21 protein-coding genes are annotated in these 19,682 nt (G+C 71.8%); 5 read left to right on the plus strand and 16 right to left on the minus strand.

Going from position 1 to position 19,682, the window contains the following annotated elements; translation table 11 throughout:
* Nucleotides 1-94 precede the first annotated feature (94 nt).
* Both cas6 and BDW27_RS22865 read right to left on the minus strand, forming a co-directional pair.
* A complete protein-coding gene (gene cas6 / locus BDW27_RS22860) occupies nt 95-1,045 on the minus strand; it encodes a CRISPR system precrRNA processing endoribonuclease RAMP protein Cas6 (protein WP_110051622.1) in 951 nt (316 codons plus the stop codon).
* A 103-nt stretch (nt 1,046-1,148) separates the two neighbouring features.
* A complete protein-coding gene (locus BDW27_RS22865) occupies nt 1,149-1,691 on the minus strand; it encodes a DUF1697 domain-containing protein (RefSeq protein WP_017545141.1) in 543 nt (180 codons plus the stop codon).
* 97 nt (nt 1,692-1,788) lie between these two features.
* On the opposite strand from BDW27_RS22865, the gene BDW27_RS22870 reads away from it, so the two are divergent.
* On the plus strand, nt 1,789-2,874 hold the full coding sequence (locus BDW27_RS22870) for a hypothetical protein (RefSeq protein ID WP_110051623.1): 1,086 nt from the start codon (nt 1,789-1,791) through the stop codon (nt 2,872-2,874).
* A gap of 66 nt (nt 2,875-2,940) precedes the next feature.
* Here BDW27_RS22870 and BDW27_RS22875 read toward each other — a convergent pair whose 3' ends face one another.
* Nucleotides 2,941-4,662 carry a cation acetate symporter gene (locus BDW27_RS22875; RefSeq protein ID WP_110051625.1) on the minus strand — a complete coding sequence of 574 codons (1,722 nt, stop codon included), beginning with the start codon at nt 4,660-4,662 and terminating at the stop codon, nt 2,941-2,943.
* Complete coding sequence (locus BDW27_RS22880; protein ID WP_110051677.1) at nt 4,662-5,099, minus strand: DUF485 domain-containing protein; 438 nt, start codon at nt 5,097-5,099, stop codon at nt 4,662-4,664. The genes BDW27_RS22875 and BDW27_RS22880 overlap by 1 nt, the downstream gene beginning before the upstream one ends.
* Nucleotides 5,100-5,627: 528 nt before the next feature.
* Here BDW27_RS22880 and BDW27_RS22885 point away from each other — a divergent pair.
* Together BDW27_RS22885 and BDW27_RS22890 are read left to right on the plus strand one after the other, a co-directional pair.
* Nucleotides 5,628-5,906, plus strand: a complete 279-nt coding sequence (locus BDW27_RS22885; protein WP_110051627.1) for a hypothetical protein — start codon at nt 5,628-5,630, stop codon at nt 5,904-5,906.
* A 197-nt stretch (nt 5,907-6,103) separates the two neighbouring features.
* Complete coding sequence (locus BDW27_RS22890; protein ID WP_370446542.1) at nt 6,104-6,268, plus strand: helix-turn-helix domain-containing protein; 165 nt, start codon at nt 6,104-6,106, stop codon at nt 6,266-6,268.
* A 233-nt stretch (nt 6,269-6,501) separates the two neighbouring features.
* Here BDW27_RS22890 and hutI read toward each other — a convergent pair whose 3' ends face one another.
* From hutI to BDW27_RS22925, 7 genes are all read right to left on the minus strand, one after another.
* A complete protein-coding gene (gene hutI / locus BDW27_RS22895) occupies nt 6,502-7,686 on the minus strand; it encodes an imidazolonepropionase (RefSeq protein ID WP_370446544.1) in 1,185 nt (394 codons plus the stop codon).
* A gap of 53 nt (nt 7,687-7,739) precedes the next feature.
* On the minus strand, nt 7,740-9,101 hold the full coding sequence (locus BDW27_RS22900) for a formimidoylglutamate deiminase (RefSeq protein WP_110051631.1): 1,362 nt from the start codon (nt 9,099-9,101) through the stop codon (nt 7,740-7,742).
* Nucleotides 9,098-10,336: an allantoate amidohydrolase gene (locus tag BDW27_RS22905; RefSeq protein WP_110051632.1), complete on the minus strand. Its 1,239-nt coding sequence runs from the start codon at nt 10,334-10,336 to the stop codon at nt 9,098-9,100. The genes BDW27_RS22900 and BDW27_RS22905 overlap by 4 nt, the downstream gene beginning before the upstream one ends.
* Entirely contained in the window at nt 10,333-12,006 is a 1,674-nt protein-coding gene (gene hutU / locus BDW27_RS22910; protein WP_110051634.1) for a urocanate hydratase, read from the minus strand. Before hutU ends, BDW27_RS22905 begins: the two co-directional genes overlap by 4 nt.
* 18 nt (nt 12,007-12,024) lie before the next feature.
* The gene (gene hutH, locus BDW27_RS22915) at nt 12,025-13,572 is read right to left on the minus strand and encodes a histidine ammonia-lyase (RefSeq protein ID WP_110051636.1); all 1,548 of its coding nucleotides are present in this window, start codon (nt 13,570-13,572) and stop codon (nt 12,025-12,027) included.
* Nucleotides 13,573-13,663: 91 nt separating this feature from the next.
* Complete coding sequence (locus BDW27_RS22920) at nt 13,664-14,065, minus strand: type II toxin-antitoxin system VapC family toxin (RefSeq protein ID WP_110051638.1); 402 nt, start codon at nt 14,063-14,065, stop codon at nt 13,664-13,666.
* On the minus strand, nt 14,062-14,316 hold the full coding sequence (locus tag BDW27_RS22925; protein ID WP_017547272.1) for a hypothetical protein: 255 nt from the start codon (nt 14,314-14,316) through the stop codon (nt 14,062-14,064). The genes BDW27_RS22920 and BDW27_RS22925 overlap by 4 nt, the downstream gene beginning before the upstream one ends.
* Before the next feature lie 108 nt (nt 14,317-14,424).
* On the opposite strand from BDW27_RS22925, the gene BDW27_RS22930 reads away from it, so the two are divergent.
* Entirely contained in the window at nt 14,425-15,183 is a 759-nt protein-coding gene (locus BDW27_RS22930; protein WP_017547273.1) for an IclR family transcriptional regulator, read from the plus strand.
* Here BDW27_RS22930 and BDW27_RS22935 read toward each other — a convergent pair.
* The gene (locus tag BDW27_RS22935; protein ID WP_017547274.1) at nt 15,164-15,874 is read right to left on the minus strand and encodes a hypothetical protein; all 711 of its coding nucleotides are present in this window, start codon (nt 15,872-15,874) and stop codon (nt 15,164-15,166) included. The genes BDW27_RS22930 and BDW27_RS22935 overlap by 20 nt on opposite strands.
* Before the next feature lie 124 nt (nt 15,875-15,998).
* Between BDW27_RS22935 and BDW27_RS22940 the strand changes: the two genes are divergently transcribed.
* Nucleotides 15,999-16,259, plus strand: coding sequence for a hypothetical protein (locus BDW27_RS22940; protein ID WP_110051639.1), 261 nt, complete (start codon nt 15,999-16,001; stop codon nt 16,257-16,259).
* Nucleotides 16,260-16,547: 288 nt separating this feature from the next.
* Here the strand turns inward: BDW27_RS22940 and BDW27_RS22945 are convergent, their stop codons facing one another.
* The 4 genes from BDW27_RS22945 to BDW27_RS22960 form a co-directional block, all read right to left on the minus strand.
* Nucleotides 16,548-16,919 carry an RNA polymerase-binding protein RbpA gene (locus tag BDW27_RS22945; protein ID WP_083927594.1) on the minus strand — a complete coding sequence of 124 codons (372 nt, stop codon included), beginning with the start codon at nt 16,917-16,919 and terminating at the stop codon, nt 16,548-16,550.
* A gap of 78 nt (nt 16,920-16,997) precedes the next feature.
* Nucleotides 16,998-17,234, minus strand: coding sequence for a preprotein translocase subunit SecG (gene secG / locus BDW27_RS22950; protein ID WP_017546450.1), 237 nt, complete (start codon nt 17,232-17,234; stop codon nt 16,998-17,000).
* 287 nt (nt 17,235-17,521) lie between these two features.
* The gene (gene tpiA / locus BDW27_RS22955; protein ID WP_017546451.1) at nt 17,522-18,301 is read right to left on the minus strand and encodes a triose-phosphate isomerase; all 780 of its coding nucleotides are present in this window, start codon (nt 18,299-18,301) and stop codon (nt 17,522-17,524) included.
* A 161-nt stretch (nt 18,302-18,462) separates the two neighbouring features.
* Nucleotides 18,463-19,647, minus strand: a complete 1,185-nt coding sequence (locus BDW27_RS22960; protein WP_017546452.1) for a phosphoglycerate kinase — start codon at nt 19,645-19,647, stop codon at nt 18,463-18,465.
* Nucleotides 19,648-19,682 lie beyond the last annotated feature (35 nt).

Consider the following 19,682-nt stretch of genomic DNA (forward strand, 5'->3'; position numbering starts at 1 on the left):
CGGGTGGGAGCCGCGAAGGGCGGCCGTGGCGGCCGCCGGGGTGGGGCACCGGTCCCCGCCCGCCGTCCTCGGGCGGGAACCGGCGGTCTGTGGGTCAGTCGAACAGCGTGCCCCCGAACTCCTCCGCCTCGGCCACCGCGCGCGCACGCGTGTCGATCGGCCGGGGGCGGCTGTGCCGGATGCGGTGGGCGACCCGGCGGCCCGAACGCGGGGCGGGGACCCGCGACGCGAGCACGTTCCGGGTGACCGTGTCCACTCGCACCGAACCGAAGCCCTGCGCGGTGTACTTGCCGATCCCGACCAGTTCCAGGAGCTCCAGCAGGACCGCGAAGGTCGCGACGTCCCGGGGGTCTCCGTCGACCACCTCCAGGCGCAGGCCGCCCTGCCAGCCCAGCACGGAGCGCTTCTCCGCGTGCTGGTGCTCGGACAACCCCACCTCCTCGCCGGGCAGGTTCGAGCGCCGGACCCGGGCCAGACCGGCCAGGGCCTCCTCCAGCCAGGGTGCGGCGAGTTCGGCAGGCGCGAATCGGGCCACGGCTCCCACGGCTCCGCTTCCGCCGACGATCCCCCCACCGGAGCGGTGCACGGCGCCGAAGAGCCGCCGGGGGTTGGGCCACACGTGCGGAACGCGTTCGCCGGTGGAGTCACGCGTGGTGGTCACCACCGGGGTTCGGGTGCGTACCTCGGCCGCGCGCACGGCGGCGGGCCGGTGCGACCCGGTGAGCATCTCGGAGTAGGGGGTGTCGAAGGTGCGTGTGACGGAGAGGGGTTCGAGCAGGTGGTCGCCCACTCTCTGGACCCGGCCGAGCAACTCCCCCGGGTCCACGGGCGGCGGCGACTCGTCGTCCAGCCAGGTGAGCGTCCAGTGGTGCAGCCGATCGCCCAGGGGGGTCGGCCACCCGTTCATCGCCCAGCGCTTGGGCGCCGTGTGCTCGGACTCCGACTGCGGCCACCAACGGTTGAGCAGTCCGTGGCAGTCCTCGGGCCGGATCGGCCGCGCGGCGTCGGCCCGCTCCCTCAGGATCACGGTCCACCGTCTGGGCACCGCACACCACCCCTCCCCTGGTCGGGACGGCGTACTCCTCGCCGTCCTCGTTCCTCCCACGACTACTCTCGGACAGTCCCCCGAACCCCGGTCTCCGGGGGTCTCAGCCGCCCTCCGCCATCTCCACGAGGCGCAGCACGGTGCGCCAGTTGCGGGCGGTGACCTCCCCCGGACAGTTCCGGGCGACCACCGCGGGCAGGCGCGCCGCGCGCACGCCGAGTTCGTGGTGGGTGAAGACCTCGGTGGGGGTGACGGCGATGCGCTCGCGCGGGTGGGTGGCGGGATCGATCGCGGTGAGCGCTGCGGTGTCCACCGGTTCCGAGCAGAACAGCACCATGAACGCGGAGGGGTTCTCCACTGCCAGGGGGTTGGCGGCCACCGCCGCGCGGAGCTGATCCAGCGTGCGCGTCACCACCGCGACGTCGAGACCGAACCGCTCGAGCAACGCGGCGCGCACGGCGGCGCCCACCACCCCGGGGTCGGGTTCCGCCGAGGTCAGGACCGCGTTGCCGCTCTGGATGTAGGTGGACACGTCCGTGTACCCGAGGCCGGTGAGCAGCGCGCGCAGGTCGGCCATGGCCACCTTGCGGTGTCCGCCGACGTTGATGCCGCGCAGCAGCACGATGTGTCTGGTCATACCGGCCATGGTGCCCCAGGCCGACGACGGTTCGCCGGTTGTCCGTCCGGCGCGTGGGGACCACAATGGCCTGGCCAGTGTTGACCCACGTCGAAGCGGAGGGCCCATGCCCCTTCTGAGCCACACCCTCGCCCTCACGGCCCTGGGCCGGGAGGACCTCGCACGGACGGTGTCCTCGGCGTACGGGGTCCTGCACGGGGCGCGCTTCGGCGAGGACGGCCTGCTGCTCCTGCCCTCCGAGGAGGAGTCGCGGCGCCTTGAGCACAGGGCTCGGGAGCTGGGCCTCTTGCTCACGGAGGAGGAGAGGGCCGCGTACGGTCGTCGGGTGGGGGACCCGTTGGACGGGGCGAAGGTCACCGGGGACCCGGCGGGCTCCACCGAGCGGGAGGTGACCGCCCAGGACCTCGCGGACGAGGTCGTCGTGAGCGAGGCCGAGCTCTCCCTGCGCCTGCTGTCCGGCGAACACCTGGCCCCGGGCAGCACCTACCTGGCCACCGAGGTCGACCCTCAGGGGCGGCCGGTCTTCGCGCCGGACGGTGAGGGCTGGGTGGGCACCGACCTGACCGTGGCCTCCTGGGACGAGTCCGGGGTGTGCTCGGTCGACTTCGCCATGCGGGAGGACGCCGGGACCGGCGGCGCCACGGAGAACGGCGCGGAAGGCGGGGAGGGAGCCCCGTCCACCACCGGCACGGTGGTCCACGACCACGCGGAGGAGACGCTGACCCTCGAGGCGGACCTGCGCTTCCCCGTGGAGAGCGCCATGGCGCGCTGGGGTTCGCGCCTGTTGCGCGCCCGCGTGCGCGTCCGTGTGGACCTGCCGGGCTGGTTCGCGGCGGCTGACGGCACCGCGACCGCTCCCCCGGTGACCCTGGAGGTGGACCACCGGCTGGTCCGGGCGCGCGGGCAGGCCGTCCCCGCCCCGGGGCCGGACGGAACGTGGTCGGTCTCGGGCCAGCTGGACGTGCGCGGTGTCGGGTTGTCGCGCCCGATCGTGGCGGTGGCGGCGTGGGCGATGGGCCGTTCCCTGCGCCGCTCCGAGCAGTGGTCCGTGGAGTCGGGCACCGCACGGTTCCAGGAGGGCTGGGACGACGTCGCCCGCGCGCTCCCCTCGGTGCCGGGGTTTCTCGACGACGTGGCCCGGACCTGCGCCAGCGCCCGTCCGGACGACCGCCCCCGTACCCCGGACCTCTGATCCCAGCCGTCCCAAAACCCAGCCGTCCCGAACCCCGCGGGCCGGGTGTCCCGGCTCCCTGACGGGTCAGTCGCGTTCGGCGCCCCAACCCGTGAGCGACCGGACTCGCAGCTCCGTGAAGCGCGCGCTGTTGCGCTCCCGCGAGAGCAGACTGCCCACGATCGCGCAGGCGAAGCCGATCGGTACGGCGACCAGCGCCGGGTTCTCCATGGGAAAGACCTGGATGTCGATCCACGCGGGCAGCACGGACAGGTTCTGACCGGTGACGGGGTCGGTCTTGCCGGACATCACCGGTGAGAACAGCATCAGCAGCAGGGTCGCGGACAGCCCGCCGTAGATCCCCCACTCCACACCCCGGGTGTTGAAGCGGCGCCAGAACATGGTCAGGACGATGACGGGCAGGTTGGCGGCGGCCGCGATGGCGAAGGCCAGCCCGACCAGGAACGCCACGTTCTGGGCCTGCGCCTGCACCGCCAGTGCGATGGAGACCGCGCCGATCACGCACGCGGACAAACGGGCCACCCCCACCTCCTGGGACTCGCGCGGGCGCCCCCACATGAGGATGTGGCCGAACAGGTCGTGTGCGATCGAGGAGGACGAGGCCAGGGTGAGACTGGCGATCACCGCGAGGATGGTGGCCAGCGCCACCGCCGAGATCAGGGCGAGCAGCACGGCGGCGCCCACCGGCCCGGCGGTCTGACGGCCCACCTCCTCGGCGAGCAGTGGGACCGCGGAGTTGCCCGAGGGGTCCAGGGCCAGGATGCGCTCGGACCCCACCAGGGCGGCGGCGCCGAACCCCAGAGCGAGGGTCATCAGGTAGAAGGCGCCCACCATGGCGATGGTGTGGTTGACCGAGGAGCGGGCGGCCCGGCCGTCGGTCACCGTGTAGAAGCGGATCAGGATGTGCGGCAGGGCGACGGTGCCCAGGACCAGCGCCAGTCCCAGGCTGACCAGGTCCATCTTGTTGAAGAGGGTCCGTACCGGGTCTCCGGGGACCTCGGCGCCGAAACGCAGACCGGGCTCGAGGAAGGCCTGTCCGTGGCCGCTGGCCTCGGCCGCGCCGCTGAGCAGGGCGCGCGGGTCGAAGGAGAACAGGGCCAGCACCAGGACGGTGAGCACGCCGGTGGCGGTGAGCAACACCACGGTCTTGATGATCTGGAGCCAGGTGGCCGCCTTCATCCCGCCGAACATGACGTAGACGATCATCAGCACGCCCACGAGCACGATGGCGCCGGTGCGGGCCTGGGCGGCGTCCAACCCGAGGAGGGTACCGCCGTCGTGCAGGCCGAACAGGACCGAGACGAGGGCGCCCGCCCCCACCATCTGGGCCACCAGGTAGAAGAGGCACACGGTGACCGTGGACACCGTGCAGGCCAGGCGCACCCGCATCCGACGCATGCGGAAGGCTGGCAGGTCGGCCATGGTGAAGCGGCCGGTGTTGCGTGTGAGCTGGGCCATGGGCAGCACCAGCAGCCAGGCCACCAGGAAGCCGATGGAGTACAGGAAGCCGTCGTAGCCCTGGAGGGCGATCATCCCGGCGATGCCGAGGAAGGAGGCGGCGGACAGGTAGTCGCCGGTCAGCGCGAGGCCGTTCTGAGTTCCGGAGAAGCCGCGCCCACCGGCGTAGAAGTCGACGGTGCCCTTGGTGGCACGCCGGGCTCGGACGGTGATGGCCAGGGTGACCAGGACGAACACGGCGCACAGGCCGATGGTCCAGGCGTGCGCGGCCTCGATCGGACCGTCGGGGACGAGGGCGCTGGTGAACGGGGGCGGGGCCGTGGCGTCCATCAACCGACCACCCGTCCGTCGAGGGCGTCCTCGGCCCGCGCCCGCTCGCGGATCTCCTCGGCGAGGGGGTCGATGGAGCGGGCGGAGAGACGGCCGAAGGCCCAGGCGAGCACGAAGGTGAGCAGGAACTGGCCGATCCCCATCGCCAGAGCGACGTTGACGGGACCGATGATCCGCACACTCATGAAATCGCGCGCGAAGGCGGAAAGGAGAAGATAGGAAAGGTAACCCAGCAGGAAGGTGCCGACCAGGAACCCGGCCTGAAGTGCGAATCTCCTTCGGAGTTTCACGAATCGAGGATCGACGGACATGCGTTCACAGGCGTGCGCCATATCCGCCTCGGTCCGGCCGTGCGCCGATCCGGTCCCGCTGGCGCGGTACGGCTCCCCCGAGCCGCCGCCACGCCTTCTTGACGTGCCTTCCATGTACTCGACCACGGCCATCCCCCCGAACACGGAAAATCCCTCCCCGCGCACGCGGGGCCCTTGTGTGTGGCGCCGAATCCGCTCCCCCACGGGCTCGGCCTTTCCCTCGGCGCGCGCCGCCTCGGGCGCGTCGGCCGTTTCCCGGGGTGATCCGTCCTCTTCCTGGAACGGCCCCTCTCCCCCGTTGGGAACTCACACTAACCAGGGCCCGCGCGCCGTGTTCACCAAATACACAAATCGGCTGGAACATATGCCGACGACCGGAACGGGAAAGGGGGAGGAGCATTGTGGAACAGCGCGGAAGGACGCGACACTCCGTGACGGAGACCGGGATCACGAACCGTCACCCCGAATGGACCGCCTGGTCATCCGGGCCACACGCACCGCCGGACGGCGCGATGACCCCTCCGACTTCGCTAGGCTTCGGGGCGACCCCGACCCATCACGGAAACCGGTCTCATCACCCGTTTCCGCGTTCGTACACGTGTATGATTACAGGGGTCCGCACAGTTCACGCGATACCGAAGGGAAATCCCCGCCGTGGTCACCGAGGTCTTCACGCGCAAGTACTGCGATCCCCACGCCGTCCGCGAGGAGAAGGTCGAGGCGACTGAGGTCATCCAGTTCGCCTGGGAGGGCGCCGTCCGTGAGGTCGACGCCTGCGACGAGTGCTTCAAGGAGCACGAGACCCGCTACGAGCCCCTCGTCGACTACTCGCGTTCGGTGAAGAAGCGCCGCGTCACCAAGAAGGCCGCTTCCTCCACCACCGAGAAGCCCGAGGGCTCCGACAGCGACGCGGACAGCGACGACGACAACTAGGTCGTGCGAGCGCGCCGGGGGGCCACCCCCCGGACCACTCCCTAGGTTCACCCGGGCGGTCCCACGGGAACGCCCGGATCGACCTCATCGCGTCAACCGCGAAACGGGGGTCGGTGGGCACCACGGTGCCCGCCGGCCCCCGTTCGCGTGCGCCATCCGGGCCACCGCCCGCCCCGGATGGCGGCCGGGCGGCCGCGATGTCGGTCAAGGAGAGGGCGGCGTCGCTCTACTGCCACCGGAACACGGTGGTCAACCGCCTACAGGCCTTCCGTGAGGCGACCGGGCTGGACCTGGCCGTTCGCCGTGAGGGCGCGCTGGCCCTGGTCCTGTTCTCCGACCCCGACGGTGTCGACGGGCCCTGACGTGAGGTGGGCCCGTGAAAGCGCGTTCGTACCCTCCGGGAGGGGGTGCACCCTCCGCCGCGTCACGACGCTGGGCCGCGACGGAGGGACGCGCACCGACACACCTCCACTGTGGGGGCCGCGGGTTTCACCGAGGTGAGGTCCCCGTTGAGTTCCGGGTTCGTTTCGTTTCCCAGGGCCCCGGCGACGCGGGAGACGCCGGAGTGGCGCCACCCGCGTCGGCGCTCGGGGGATCAGGTACGGCCGGAGACCAGGGCGCCGTCCTTCCACACCGCCGCCACCTGGGGAACACCGGGTCGGTAGGCCAGGTAGAGGTGGTTCGGGGCGTCGAGCAGGGTCAGGTCGGCACGGGCTCCCGGGGAGAGACGGCCCACGTCGTCACGGCGCAGCGCCAGAGCGCCGCCCCTGGTCGCCGCCCACACCGCTTCGTCCGGGGTCATCCCCATGTCCCGCACACCCACGGCGATGCAGAAGGCCAGGCTGGACGTGAAGCACGAACCCGGGTTGCAGTCGCTGGCCAGGGCCACGACCGCGCCCGCGTCGATGAGGGAACGGGCGTTCGGGTACGGCTGGCGGGTGGAGAAGTCCACACCGGGCAGCAGCGTGGCCACCGTGGGTTCGGGGCGCTTCGCGGCCTGGGCGAGGGCGTCCACGTCCTCGCCGGACAGATACGTGCAGTGGTCGACCGAAGCGGCTCCCAGCTCCACGGCCAACCGGACCCCGGGCCCCTCGCCCAGCTGGTTCCCGTGCACACGGGGCAGCAGCCCCCGCTCCATCCCGGCGGTGAGCACCCGGCGGGAGGCCTCCTCGTCGAAGGCCCCGCGCTCACAGAAGACGTCCACCCAGCGGGCGTGCGGGGCGCAGGCGTCCAGCATCGGCCCGGTGACCAGGTCCACGTAGGCGGCCGGGTCGTCGGCGTACTCGGGGGCCACCACGTGGGCGCCGAGGAAGGTGACCTCGTCGGTGACCCGACCGGCGACCTCCAGGGAACGGAGCTCGTCCTCGACGGTGAGCCCGTACCCGGATTTGACCTCCAGGGTGGTGGTGCCCTGCGCGTGCGCCTCACGGACGAACCGCCGCGCGCCCGCCAGGAGTTCGGCGTCGCTGGCGGCACGGGTGGCCGCCACCGTGGTGCGGATGCCGCCCGCCGAGTACGGCGTGCCGCTCATCCGGGCGGCGAACTCGCGGCTGCGGTCACCGGCGAAGACGATGTGGGAGTGGCTGTCCACGAACCCGGGGATCACGCAGCGTCCGGCCGCGTCCACCCGGGCGTCGGCGGCGGGCGCCTGCGCGCGCGGCCCCGCCCAGGCCACGCGTCCGTCCTCGATCACCAGGGCGGCGTCACTGATCTCACCCAGCCGCCCCTCCCCCAGTTCGGGGTCGTTGGTGACCAGGGTGCCGATGGCGTCGACGAGGATCGTGCCGGGCGTCGCGGGCCCGTTCTCGGTCTCGGTTCCGGGGCCGGTCGGGGTCACAGCAGCTCCTTGATGGCGGCGTCGAGTTCTCGGGCGATGTTGGGCAGGCGGACGTGCACACCCTCGCGGACGGTCCAGCGCCCGTCCACCATCACGTGCCGCACGTCGGCGGCGGTGGCGGCGAAGACCACGGCGTCGGTGGCCCGCGCGGGATCGGCCCCGGCCAGGCGCACACCGTCCAGGGACACGTTGACCAGGTCGGCGCGGGCTCCGGGTGTGAGGGTCCCTGCGTCGTGCCAGCCGAGTCCGGCGTGACCGTCCGCGGTGGCGGCGCGCAGCAGTTCCCCGCTTCCCAGGGTGCCCCGGCGGTGGGTGCGCAGACGTTCGTGCAGCTCCACGGCGCGGGCCTCCTCGAACAGGTCCAGCTGGGCGTGCTGGTCGGTTCCCAGGCTGATCGGGACCCGACGCGGGGCGGCCACGAGGTCGCCGGTGCGTGGGAGGCCGTCCGCGAGGTCGCGCTCGGTGGTCGGGCACAGGCACACGGCGGACCCGTGGGCTCGGACCGTGTCCACGTCGGCGTCGGTGAGGTGGGTGGCGTGCACCAGGGTGGTGCGTTCGGTGAGCGCCCCCGCCTCGGCCAGCACGCGCACGGGGGTGGTCCCGTGCGCGGCCAGGCAGGCGGCGTTCTCTGCGGGCTGCTCGGAGACGTGGACGTGCAGCGGCAGCTCGCCCGCGTCCGCGAACCGGGCGACGGAGGGCAGGTCCCCGACGGGTACCGCGCGCACCGAGTGCGCGGCGGCGCCCACCCGGGCGTGCCTCCCCCGGGGGGCGAACTCACTCACCCTGGCGGCCCAGGCGTCGGCCGTGCCGTCGCCGAAGCGCAGCTGCGGTCCGGTCAGGGGCAGCTGGGACCCGTCCTCGCCGAGACCGCCGGAGAGGTAGCACACGTCCAGCAGGGTGATCCGTACCCCGGCGTCGGCGGCGGCCGCGACCAGGGCCTGACCCATGGCGTTGGGGTCGGCGTAGCGCTGGCCCTCCGGGCCGTGGTGCAGGTAGTGGAACTCTCCCACACACGTCACTCCGGCCAGAGCCATCTCGGCGTAGGCGGCCCGGGCCAGGCGGTGGTAGGAGTCCGGGTCGAGGCGATCGGCCGCCCGGTACATCACCTCGCGCCAGGTCCAGAAGGACCCGCCCCCGGCGTGGGTGCGGCCGCGCAGCGCCCGGTGGAAGGCGTGCGAGTGCGCGTTGGCCAGGCCGGGCAGGGTGAGTCCGGGCAGACGCTCGGCGCCGTCCGGGGCGGAGCCCGAGACCACCGAGGCCAGGCGTCCGGCCGCGTCGACGGTCAGGAGCACTCCGGGTTCGGGGGCCGCGCCGCCGAGCCACGCCCACTCGCACCAGTACCGGCCCTCCCCCGTCACGGTGTCCCCCCGGGGACCGCGAGCAGGTCGGCCAGGACGTCGGCCAGGGCGACGACCCCGGCATGGCAGTCCTCGGGACGGGCCCACTCCTGCGGTGAGTGGGAGATCCCGGTCGGGTTGCGCACGTACAGCATCGCCGTGGGCACATGCGCGGAGAGCACCCCGGCGTCGTGCCCGGCCCCGGTGGGCAGGACGGGGACCGGACCGGCGGACTCGGCGGCGCGGGTCCCCACGATCCCGGCGAGCCGGTCCCGGAGGTCGTGGGAGAACTCCACCAGCGGCGTGGTGGACTCGGCCGACACCGCGAGGGCGACCCCGTGGTCGCGGGCCGCCCGTTCGGCGGCCTCACGCACACCCCCGACCACTGAGGCCAGGGTGTCCTGGTCGGCGGCCCGGGCATCCAGCCAGGCGCTGACCAGCGAGGGGATCGCGTTGGTGCCGTTGGGGGTGATCAGGCCCTTGGCGACCGTGGCGCGGGCGTCGTGCCGCTCGGCCAGCGAGCGCGCGGCCAGGATCGTGTGGGCGAACGGGAGCATGGGGTCCGCCCGGTCCTCCATGCGGGTGGTGCCCGCGTGGTCGGCCCGGCCCCGGAAGTCCATCCGCCACCGGCCGTGCGGCCAGATCGCGCTGGCCACGCCCACGGCGTGGTGGGTGTCCTCCAGTACCCGTCCCTGCTCCACGTGCAGCTCGACGAACACGTCCAGCCAGGAGAGGAGTTCGGGGTCGGGTCCGATCGCCTCGGGGTCCAGTCCCACCCCCTCCATGGCCCGCTCCCAGGTGACGCCGGAGGCGTCGGTGAGGGACCGGGCGCGGTCGGGGTCGATCTCCCCGGTGCTCAGGCGGCTGCCCAGGCAGGGCACACCGAACCGGCCGCCCTCCTCCTCGACGAACACCCCCAGGACCAGGGGTCGCGCGGGGGTGAACCCCCGGGCTCGCAGCTCGTCCACGGCCGCCAGGGCGCTGGCCACTCCGAGGGGGCCGTCGAAGGCCCCGCCGTCGGGCACCGAGTCCAGGTGGGAGCCGGTGGCCACGGCTCCCGGGCCGGGCGTGCCCCACCAGGCCCACAGGTTGCCGTTGCGATCGGTGCGCACGTCCAGGCCCCGGGCGGCGGCCGCCTCGGTGAACCAGGCGCGGGCGTCGGTGTCGGCGCCCGCCCAGGAGTGACGGTGGTAGCCACCGCTGTCGGCCGAGCGCCCGACGGGGTCGAGGTCGGCCCAGAGCCGGTCGAAGCTCACTCGCCCTCCTTCATGGGCACGCGGATGCCGTGTGCCTCGGCGACCCGCTCGGCCTCCTCGTATCCGGCGTCCACGTGGCGGATGACGCCCATGGCGGGGTCGTTGGTGAGCACCCGCTGGAGCTTGGCCGCGGCCAGCTCGGTGCCGTCCGCCACGCTCACCTGACCGGCGTGGATGGAGCGGCCCATGCCGACCCCGCCACCGTGGTGGATGGACACCCAGGAGGCGCCGGAGGAGGTGTTGACCAGGGCGTTGAGCAGCGGCCAGTCCGCAATGGCGTCCGAGCCGTCCTTCATGGCCTCGGTCTCGCGGTAGGGCGAGGCCACCGAACCGGTGTCCAGGTGGTCGCGGCCGATCGCCAGCGGAGCGGTGATCTCTCCGGAGGCCACCAGCTCGTTGAAACGCTGACCGGCGGCGGCCCGCTCGCCCTGGCCCAGCCAGCAGATGCGGGCCGGCAGGCCCTGGAACGCGACCCGCTCCCTGGCCATGCGGATCCACCGGGCCAGGTGCTCGTTGTCGGGGAACAGGTCGAGGATGGCGTCGTCGGTGCGGGCGATGTCGGCGGGGTCGCCGGACAGCGCGGCCCACCGGAACGGCCCCTTGCCCTCGCAGAACAGGGGCCGGATGTAGGCGGGCACGAACCCCGGGAAGTCGAAGGCGCGGGTGAACCCGCCCTCGCGGGCCTCGTCGCGGATGGAGTTGCCGTAGTCGAAGACCTCCGCTCCCGCGTCGAGGAAGCCGACCATGGCCTCCACGTGCGCGGCCATGGACTCGCGGGCCCGGACGGTGAACTCCTCGGGCTTGGCCGCCGCCAGGGCCTTCCAGTCCTCGAAGGACACGCCCAGCGGCAGGTAGGCCAGCGGGTCGTGGGCCGAGGTCTGGTCGGTGACGATGTCGATCGGAGCACCACGGGAGAGGAGTTCGGGGAAGACCTCCGCCGCGTTGCCGAGGACGCCGATGGACAGCGGCCGGCGCTCGTCGCGGGCGCGTACGGCCAGGTCCAGGGCCTCGTCCAGGCTCTGCGCGCGCACGTCCAGGTAGCGGTGCTCGATACGCCGGTCGATCCGGCTGCCGTCGCACTCGACCACGATCGCCACGCCGTCGTTCATGGTGACGGCCAGGGGCTGGGCGCCGCCCATGCCGCCGAGTCCGGCGGTCAGGGTGATGGTCCCGGCGAGGGTGCCGCCGCTGTGCCCCCTCGAACCCAACTTCGCGGCCACGGCGGCGAAGGTCTCGTAGGTGCCCTGGAGGATGCCCTGCGTGCCGATGTAGATCCACGAACCGGCGGTCATCTGCCCGTACATGGTGAGGCCCTCGGCCTCCAGTCGGCGGAACTCGGGCCAGTTCGCCCAGTCCCCCACCAGGTTGCTGTTGGCCAGCAGCACGCGCGGCGCCCACTCGTGGGTGCGCATGATCCCCACGGGGCGGCCGGACTGCACGAGCAGCGTCTCGTCGTCCTCCAGGTCGCGCAGGGACGCGGTGATGCGGTCGAAGCTGCGCCAGTCCCGGGCGGCCTTTCCGGTGCCGCCGTAGACCACGAGGTCCTCGGGGTGCTCGGCCACCTCGGGGTCGAGGTTGTTGTGGAACATGCGCAGGGCCGCCTCCTGCTGCCAGCCCTTGGCCGACAGGGTGAGGCCTCGGGCCGCGCGGACGGTGCGTGGGTTGCTCATCGTGGTCTCCTCAGGGGGCTAGGCGAGCGGGGTGACGGTCTCTGCGGCCTCGACGATCGAACCGTCGGCGACCAGGGCGGCCACGGCGGCGATCTCGGGGGCCAGGTAGCGGTCGGGGCCGGGACCGGCGACCCTTTCGCGCACGGTGCGCAGGACCGCGCCGGTGGCGGGACCGGGCTCCAGCGGGGAGCGCAGGTCGAGGGCGCGTGCGGCGGTGAGCAGCTCCACCGCCAGCACGTTGGTGAGTCCGTCCACCGCGCGGCGCAGCTTGCGGGCGGCGGCCCAGCCCATGGACACGTGGTCCTCCTGCATGGCCGAGCTGGGGATGGAGTCGACGCTGGCGGGCACGGCCAGGCGCTTGAGCTCGGAGACGATGGCGGCCTGGGTGTACTGGGCGATCATGTGGCCCGAATCCACTCCGGGGTCGTCGGCGAGGAAGGCCGGAAGGCCGTGTGAGCGGGAGACGTCGAGCATGCGGTCCGTGCGGCGCTCGGCGATCGAGGCCGTGTCGGCCACGGCCACGGCCAGGAAGTCCAGCACGTAGGCGACCGGCGCCCCATGGAAGTTGCCGTTGGACTCCACCCGGCCGTCGTCGAGCACGACGGGGTTGTCGATGACGCTGTCCAGCTCGCGTCCTGCCACGAGCAGGGCGTGGGCGAGGGTGTCGCGGGCGGCTCCGGCCACCTGCGGGGCGCAGCGCAGCGAGTAGGCGTCCTGGACCCGGTTGCAGTCCGGGCCGCGGTGGGAGGCGACGATCGGCGAGTCCGCGAGCATCGCGCGCAGGTTCGAGGCCGAGGCTGCCTGGCCCGGGTGCGGACGCAGTCTCTGGAGCTCCTCGGAGAAGACCCGGTCGGTGCCGAGCAGGGCCTCGACGCTCATGGCGGCCGTGACGTCGGCGACCTTGAGCAGGCGCTCCAGGTCCATGCAGGCGATGGCCAGCATGCCGAGCATGCCGTCCGTGCCGTTGATGAGGGCCAGGCCCTCCTTGGCGCCGAGTTCCACGGGCGCGATGCCCGCCGCGGCCAGGGCGTCGGCGGCCTCCCGGAGCTCACCGTCGGCGTCACGGACCTGCCCCTCGCCCATCAGGGCCAGGGCGACGTGGGACAGCGGCGCCAGGTCGCCCGAGCAACCCAGGCTGCCGTACTCGTGGACGACGGGGGTGATCCCGGCGTTGAGCAGGGCGGCCAGGGTCTCGACGGTGGCGACCTCGACCCCGGTGTTGCCCGAGGCGAGCGTGCGCAGACGCAGCAGCATCAGCGAGCGCACGACCTCGCGCTCCACCTCGGGTCCGGCCCCGGCGGCGTGCGATCGGATGAGGGAGCGCTGGAGGCGGGCGCGCAGGTCGGGGGCGATGTGCCGGGTGGCCAGCGCACCGAACCCGGTGCTGACACCGTAGGCGGGGACCTCGCCCCGGGCGAGCGCCTCGACCCGCTCGCGGCCGTGGCTCACGGCCTTGCGGGTCTCCTCGGTGAGAACGACGTGGGCGCCCTCGCGGGCGACGGAGAGGACCTGGGCCGGGGTGAGCGGTGCACCGCCGACGGCAACGGAAGGAACGGCTGTGGACATGCCCCCATTCGACCGTGTCCGGAGGCCCGCCGAAAGCGCCAACACGACGGAACCGTCCGAGATCCCAGACACCCCACCCGGTGGCCTTTCCCTACCGGATCACCCGCACCTCACATCTGAGCCCCGGAGCGGCGGCGAGCCGCGCGTCCGCGGTGACCAGCGCACAGTTCAGCTCTTCAGCGACAGCGACATAGACCGCGTCATAGGCGCTCAGATTGTGCCGAAGCTCCCACGCCCGGTGGAAGATCGACCCGGTGGCGTCCACATAGCTGATGGCCTGCATCTCATAGAGCTTCAGTGCCGCTTCTGCATCAGCCTGGGGGAACTTCCTCCCCAGCACGAGGCCACGCATGGAACTGAGGAACTCGGCCGGTTGATGACTCGGCGCGTACCACTCCGGGTCACTGCCAAGGACTCTTTGGGCCACCCCGGCACCGTGACCGGTCACGCCAAGGTAGAGGTCGACCAGCGCCGACGTGTCAACAACGATCACGCGACTTCACTTTCCGGCTTGTCACCACCATCGCCTCGGGCCTCACGCACCACGGCAACGATTTCTTCCACAGTCAGCTTCGCCCCCGGCAAGGGGGTCTGCGCAACGATCTCCCGGTTGCGCGCGAACCGTGCCTCCTTCTCCAAGAGACCCAGTAGATAGGCCTGGAGGGATTTGCCCGACCTCTTGGCCTCCGCCGCCAGGGTATCTCTGACCTCGTCCGGCACGTCCTTGATCTGAATAGCAGCCATGACCCCATCGTACCTACAATTTCCCGCAATTGTGTGCACTTTGGCGCCAGAACATATGCATTCTAGCACCACATAAGGTAGAACCGCATGCCGTGGGACCATCGGGGCATGAGTGTTGTTCCGGCTGCCACGCGCGCGCTGCGGCTGCTGCGCTTCCTGGCCTCGCGGCCGGGGCCGGTGTCGGCCACGGCGATCGCCACCGGGCTCGGCCTGCCCCGCTCCAGCGTCTACCAGCTGTTGGAGGCGATGGCCGAGGAGGGGTTCGTGACCCACCTGCCCGAGGAGCGGAGGTGGGGTCTGGGGGTCGCGGCCTTCGAGATCGGCTCGGCCTACCTGCGCCACGACGGGATCGAGCGGCTGGCCCGGCCCCTCCTGCACCAGCTGACCGAGACCACCGGGGCCACCGCGCACCTGGGCGTGCTCCACGGCGCGGACACGCTGTACCTGCTCAAGGAACAGCCGCCGCACGCGCCCACGCTGATCACCGGGGTCGGGGTGCGCCTGCCCGCTCACCTGACGGCGTCGGGGCGGGCGATGCTGGCCCGGCTCCCCCGCGCCCAGGTCCGGGCGCTCTACCCGGACACGGCGGCCTTCACCGACCGCACCGGGCACGGGCCCACCACTCCGGGGGAACTGCGGGAGCTCCTCACCGAGGAGCGCCAACAGGGGTGGTCGATCGAGAGCGGCCAGGTCACCGAGGGGTTCCTCTCGGTGGCGGCGGCCGCCTCGGACCACAACGGGCGCCCGGCGGCGGCGATCAGCCTGACCGTTCCGATCGCGCGGCCGGTCACCCCGAGGGCCCTGGCCGGGCGGGTGCGGGACGCCGCGGGTGAACTCACCCGCAGGCTCAGCGGGCGCTCCGGCTAGCGCGGCGCTCACGCAGCGGCGGCGTCCGCTCCACGATCGACGGCAGGGGCGCGGTGCGCTCCACCATCTTCAGGATGTGCTCCTTGCGGTCGCGCGGCACCTGCACGTAGAACTGCGTGGCGGCCCCGGCGTCGACCTCCAGGTCCAGGCTCTCGGGGGTCTCGGCCCAGCTGGGCAGTTCGGGGTCGGTGCGGTGGGTGTCCAGCGCGAACTCGATGAAGTAGGTGACCCTGCGCCCTCCGGTGTGCACCTCGCGGATGCGGCGGATCTCCGACCAGGCGATGAAGGTGCCCTCGCCGGGGAACCACCACTTGCGTTCCTGGAGCACGGTGACGCCGTCGCTGTCGGCACTGATTCCCTGGCGGGTGATGCGCTGGGGCAGCCCGCGCACGAGGAAGACATTGCTGCCGGGGCCGATGAAGAACATGACCAGTGCCGCGAACGCCCACAGCGACACGGAGCTGACCGTGGTCTCCTCCCGCATGACGTGCCAGAGCATGGAGCCCACCACCACCACGAACCCCAGGGTGAGACCGCCGGAGAAGTAGGCCGCCGTCATCCACATGCGGGTGTTGGGGCCGCGCAGACTGACGTAGCGGCGCAGGTGGGACACGCTCGCGGGCGACTGGGTCAGGTCCGAGGGGACACCCCGTGTCTCAGGGGGGACGTCCGGTGGTTCGGGGGAGGCCATGCCCCCATTCTTCCAAGCTTCCGGGGTGCTTGGGGCGGTGCCTCACCCCGCTTTCCCGTCCATGTGCGGCCAATCCCGGCGAACGCCTGATGTCCGCCCCTCCCCGGCACTACAGTCCTGTCCCATGAGGCGGAGCACACGAGAGTACGAGACCGCACTCCTGGTGGACGGGGAGGTCCTGGTCATCGAGGGGGTCGTCTACCGGGGGCGGACCATGCTCGACGAGGAGGGGACCGAGCGGTTCGCGCCGTTGGAGCGTTGGGCCACGACCGTGGCCGAGAGCCTTGGGGGGCCGGTGACCTGGAGGGCCGAGGCCAAGAACGAGCCCGAGGCTCGTGGCACCGTGTGGCCCGGGGAGGTCCTTCAGAACCGCCTGGCGCTCTGAGCTCCGCACTTGGCGCACTGGAACTTGCGGTCGTCGCCGAGAATCCAGTCGTGGTCTCCGCCGGTGGGGCACGCTGACATCGACACCAACTCCTCAGGAAGGGGGCTTCGGGGGTGTGTGTCGGTATCGTAATTCCCACCAGCCACATCAGTCTCCGGAATGAGAAGATATGTCATTCCCTCATGTCTGAAGGTGCTCCTGACATACGTCGGGGCCCGCGACCGGTCTGTGACCGGTGGCGGGCCCCGACGGAACCTGCGCGGCTGGGACACGGCCAGCCGAGGAACTCTAGTTCTGGGAGGCCTTCATGTGGGCCTCGACCGCGGCGCGGTCGGCACGGAGCTTGGCCAGCGCCTCGTCGAGGATGAGCTTGCCCTCCTCCTCGCTGCGCCGCTCCTTCACGTACGCCAGGTGGGTCTTGTACGGCTCGGTGCGCGGCGGCGACGGCGGGTTGGCCTTGTCCTTGCCCGCGGGGAAACCGCAGCGCGGGCAGTCCCACTCGTCGGGAACGGCGGCCTCGCTGGCGAAGCTGGGAATGACCTCGTGCAGGTTCGCACAGTAGAACGGGACCCGGACGCGGGGAGCGGCCTCGCCCCGCTCCGCCTCGCCCATAGGGCCAGCTCCGACTCGGCTGCCACGGATGGCGCTGCCACTACCCACGAAAAACTCCTTCAGCGAACTCGCTGCCTGACTTGGGCGAGATTGTCTTGGACGAGGGGTCTGCGGCCGGTCGGCGCGCTACATTCCCCGGTTGATCAGCAGACCGAGGATGACGATCGTCACGATCCACGTGATCCCGATCCCGATGGTCATCCGGTCGAGGTTGCGCTCGACCACGGACGAACCGCCGAGCGAGGACGTGACACCGCCGCCGAACATGTCGGACAGGCCACCGCCCTTCCCCTTGTGCATCAGCACGAGGAGGACCAGCAGCACACTGAGAAGCATCACGAAGATGGACAGACCGAGGATCACACGCTCACCCGTAGCTCGACCCCGCAGCAGGGGGGAATGGACACCTCGATCCCCCTTTTCCCGCCCGGACCAGGACCGACGGGAGGCGTCGGTCCGGAGCGGGTCACGGAAGGAGGAGACCGGGGACGTTTTCGGATTTTACCGTGCCGGTGTCGGCACGGGTGGGGAAACCTCAGGACAGGGGGATCCCCACAGCGAAGTCTAGCCCGAACAGGGCACCCGTCGGGCACCCGGCCCGTCACCCCTGGACGTCGGAGAGTGACGGGCCCGGTCCACGAGACGTTTGGTCAGCCGTTCTCGCCGAAACGGATCACCTTGGCGAATTCGTCGGCCTTCAGGCAGGCACCGCCGACCAGGGCGCCGTCGACGTCGGCCTTGGCCATGATGCCGGGGGCGTTGTCGCCCTTGACCGAACCCCCGTAGAGCACGCGGACGGCGTCGGCCAGCTCGGCGGAGTACAGCTCGGCCAGGCGGACGCGGATCGCGGCGCACACCTCCTGGGCGTCCTCGGGGGTGGCGACCTCGCCGGTGCCGATGGCCCAGACGGGCTCGTAGGCGATGACGATCCGCTCGGCCTGCTCGGCCGGGATCTCCTTGAGGGCGCCGTCCAGCTGGGCGAGGACGTGCTCGACCTGCTGACCCGCCTTGCGCACCTCGAGGCCCTCGCCCACGCACAGGAGCGGAACGATGTCGTTCTTGTAGGCGGCCTTCACCTTGGCGTTCACCAGGGCGTCGTCCTCGTTGTGGTACTCGCGGCGCTCGGAGTGGCCCACCAGCACGTAGGAGCACTCCAGCTTGGCGAGCATCGAACCGGAGATCTCACCGGTGTAGGCGCCCTTGTCGTGGGCGGAGATGTCCTGCGCGCCGAACCGGATGCGCAGCTTGTCCCCGTCCACCAGCGTCTGCACGCTGCGGATGTCGGTGAACGGCGGCAGGACGACGACCTCGGCGTTGTCGTAGTCCTTGTCGTTCAGGGCGAAGGCCAGCTTCTGGACGAGCGCGATCGCCTCGAAGTGGTTGTTGTTCATCTTCCAGTTGCCCGCGATGAGCGGCTGGCGCTTGGTCATCCTTGACTCACTTCACAATCGTCGGAGAGGGCTTGTGTGTGCGCCGCCGCAGCCGGGCGGAGGCGCGAGGGGTCTTCGTTCGGGCGCCGAGAGGGTTCCTGCCTCTCCGGGCGCCCGAACACGCGCCACAGCGAAGCGGAGGCGCAGGGCGATCACTCCACTCAGGCGAGGGCGTCGATGCCGGGGAGGTCCTTGCCCTCCAGGTACTCCAGGCTGGCGCCGCCACCGGTGGAGATGTGACCGAAGGCCGCCTCGTCGAAGCCCAGGGAGCGCACGGCGGCGGCGGAGTCGCCGCCACCGACGACGGTGAGGGCGTCCGAGTCGACGAGGGCCTGGGCCAGGGCCCGCGTTCCGCCCGCGTAAGGGGCCATCTCGAAGACGCCCATCGGGCCGTTCCAGAACACGGTCCTGGCGTCGGCCAGCTTCGCGGCGAACAGTTCCTGGCTCTTCGGGCCGATGTCCAGACCCATCCGGTCGGCCGGGATGGCGTCGACGTCCACGTCGGCGTGCGGAGCGTCGGCGGCGAACTTCTCTGCGGCCACGACGTCCACGGGCAGGACGATCTCCACGCCCTCGCGCTCGGCTCGCTCCAGGTAGCCGCGCACGGTGTCGAGCTGGTCGGTCTCCAGCAGGCTGGAGCCGACCTCGTAGCCCTTGGCCTTGAGGAAGGTGAACACCATGCCGCCGCCGATGAGCAGGCGGTCGGCGGTGCCCAGGAGGTTGTCGATCACGGCGAGCTTGTCGGAGACCTTGGAGCCGCCCAGCGCCACCACGTAGGGGCGCTCGGGGTTCTCGGTGAGCCGCTTGAGCACCTCGACCTCGGTCAGCACGAGGCCGCCGACGGCGTGCGGGAGCTTGCCGGGCAGGTCGTAGACGCTGGCGTGCCTGCGGTGCACGGCGCCGAAGGCGTCGCCCACGTACAGGTCGGCGAGCTCGGCGAAGCGGTCGGCGAGTTCGCCGCGCTCGGCGTCGTCCTTGCTGGTCTCTCCGGGCTCGAAGCGCACGTTCTCCAGCAGCGCGACGTCTCCGTCCCCGAGGGCGGCGGAGGTGGCGCGGGCGGACTCGCCGGCGGTGTCGGCGGCGAAGGCCACCTCCGTGCCGAGCAGCTCGCCGAGCCGGGCGGCGACGGGGCGCAGGGAGTACTGGGGGTCCGGGGCGCCCTTGGGGCGGCCCAGGTGGGCGGCGACGATGACGCGGGCGCCGCGCTCACGAAGCTTCTCGATGGTCGGCAGGGCCGCGCGGATGCGCCCGTCGTCGGTGATGCGGTCACCGTCCAGGGGCACGTTCAGGTCGGCCCGGACGAACACGCGCTTGCCGGAGACGTCGAGGTCGTCGATCGTCCGCATGCTGGTCTCCTCGTTGGGGTGTCGAAGTCTGGGGC

The sequence above is a fragment of the Nocardiopsis sp. L17-MgMaSL7 genome (assembly GCF_003182025.1).
Taxonomy (GTDB): domain Bacteria; phylum Actinomycetota; class Actinomycetes; order Streptosporangiales; family Streptosporangiaceae; genus Nocardiopsis; species Nocardiopsis prasina.

Excerpts from the sequence above, each read along its gene's own strand:
- BDW27_RS22865 (WP_017545141.1), bottom strand. The coding sequence starts at position 1,691 with ATGGCCGGTATGACCAGACACATCGTGCTGCTGCGCGGCATCAACGTC.
- BDW27_RS22870 (WP_110051623.1), top strand. The coding sequence starts at position 1,789 with ATGCCCCTTCTGAGCCACACCCTCGCCCTCACGGCCCTGGGCCGGGAG.
- BDW27_RS22875 (WP_110051625.1), bottom strand. The coding sequence starts at position 4,662 with ATGGACGCCACGGCCCCGCCCCCGTTCACCAGCGCCCTCGTCCCCGAC.
- BDW27_RS22890 (WP_370446542.1), top strand. The coding sequence starts at position 6,104 with ATGTCGGTCAAGGAGAGGGCGGCGTCGCTCTACTGCCACCGGAACACG.
- hutU (WP_110051634.1), bottom strand. The coding sequence starts at position 12,006 with ATGAGCAACCCACGCACCGTCCGCGCGGCCCGAGGCCTCACCCTGTCG.
- hutH (WP_110051636.1), bottom strand. The coding sequence starts at position 13,572 with ATGTCCACAGCCGTTCCTTCCGTTGCCGTCGGCGGTGCACCGCTCACC.
- BDW27_RS22925 (WP_017547272.1), bottom strand. The coding sequence starts at position 14,316 with ATGGCTGCTATTCAGATCAAGGACGTGCCGGACGAGGTCAGAGATACC.
- BDW27_RS22930 (WP_017547273.1), top strand. The coding sequence starts at position 14,425 with ATGAGTGTTGTTCCGGCTGCCACGCGCGCGCTGCGGCTGCTGCGCTTC.
- BDW27_RS22935 (WP_017547274.1), bottom strand. The coding sequence starts at position 15,874 with ATGGCCTCCCCCGAACCACCGGACGTCCCCCCTGAGACACGGGGTGTC.
- BDW27_RS22940 (WP_110051639.1), top strand. The coding sequence starts at position 15,999 with ATGAGGCGGAGCACACGAGAGTACGAGACCGCACTCCTGGTGGACGGG.
- tpiA (WP_017546451.1), bottom strand. The coding sequence starts at position 18,301 with ATGACCAAGCGCCAGCCGCTCATCGCGGGCAACTGGAAGATGAACAAC.
- BDW27_RS22960 (WP_017546452.1), bottom strand. The coding sequence starts at position 19,647 with ATGCGGACGATCGACGACCTCGACGTCTCCGGCAAGCGCGTGTTCGTC.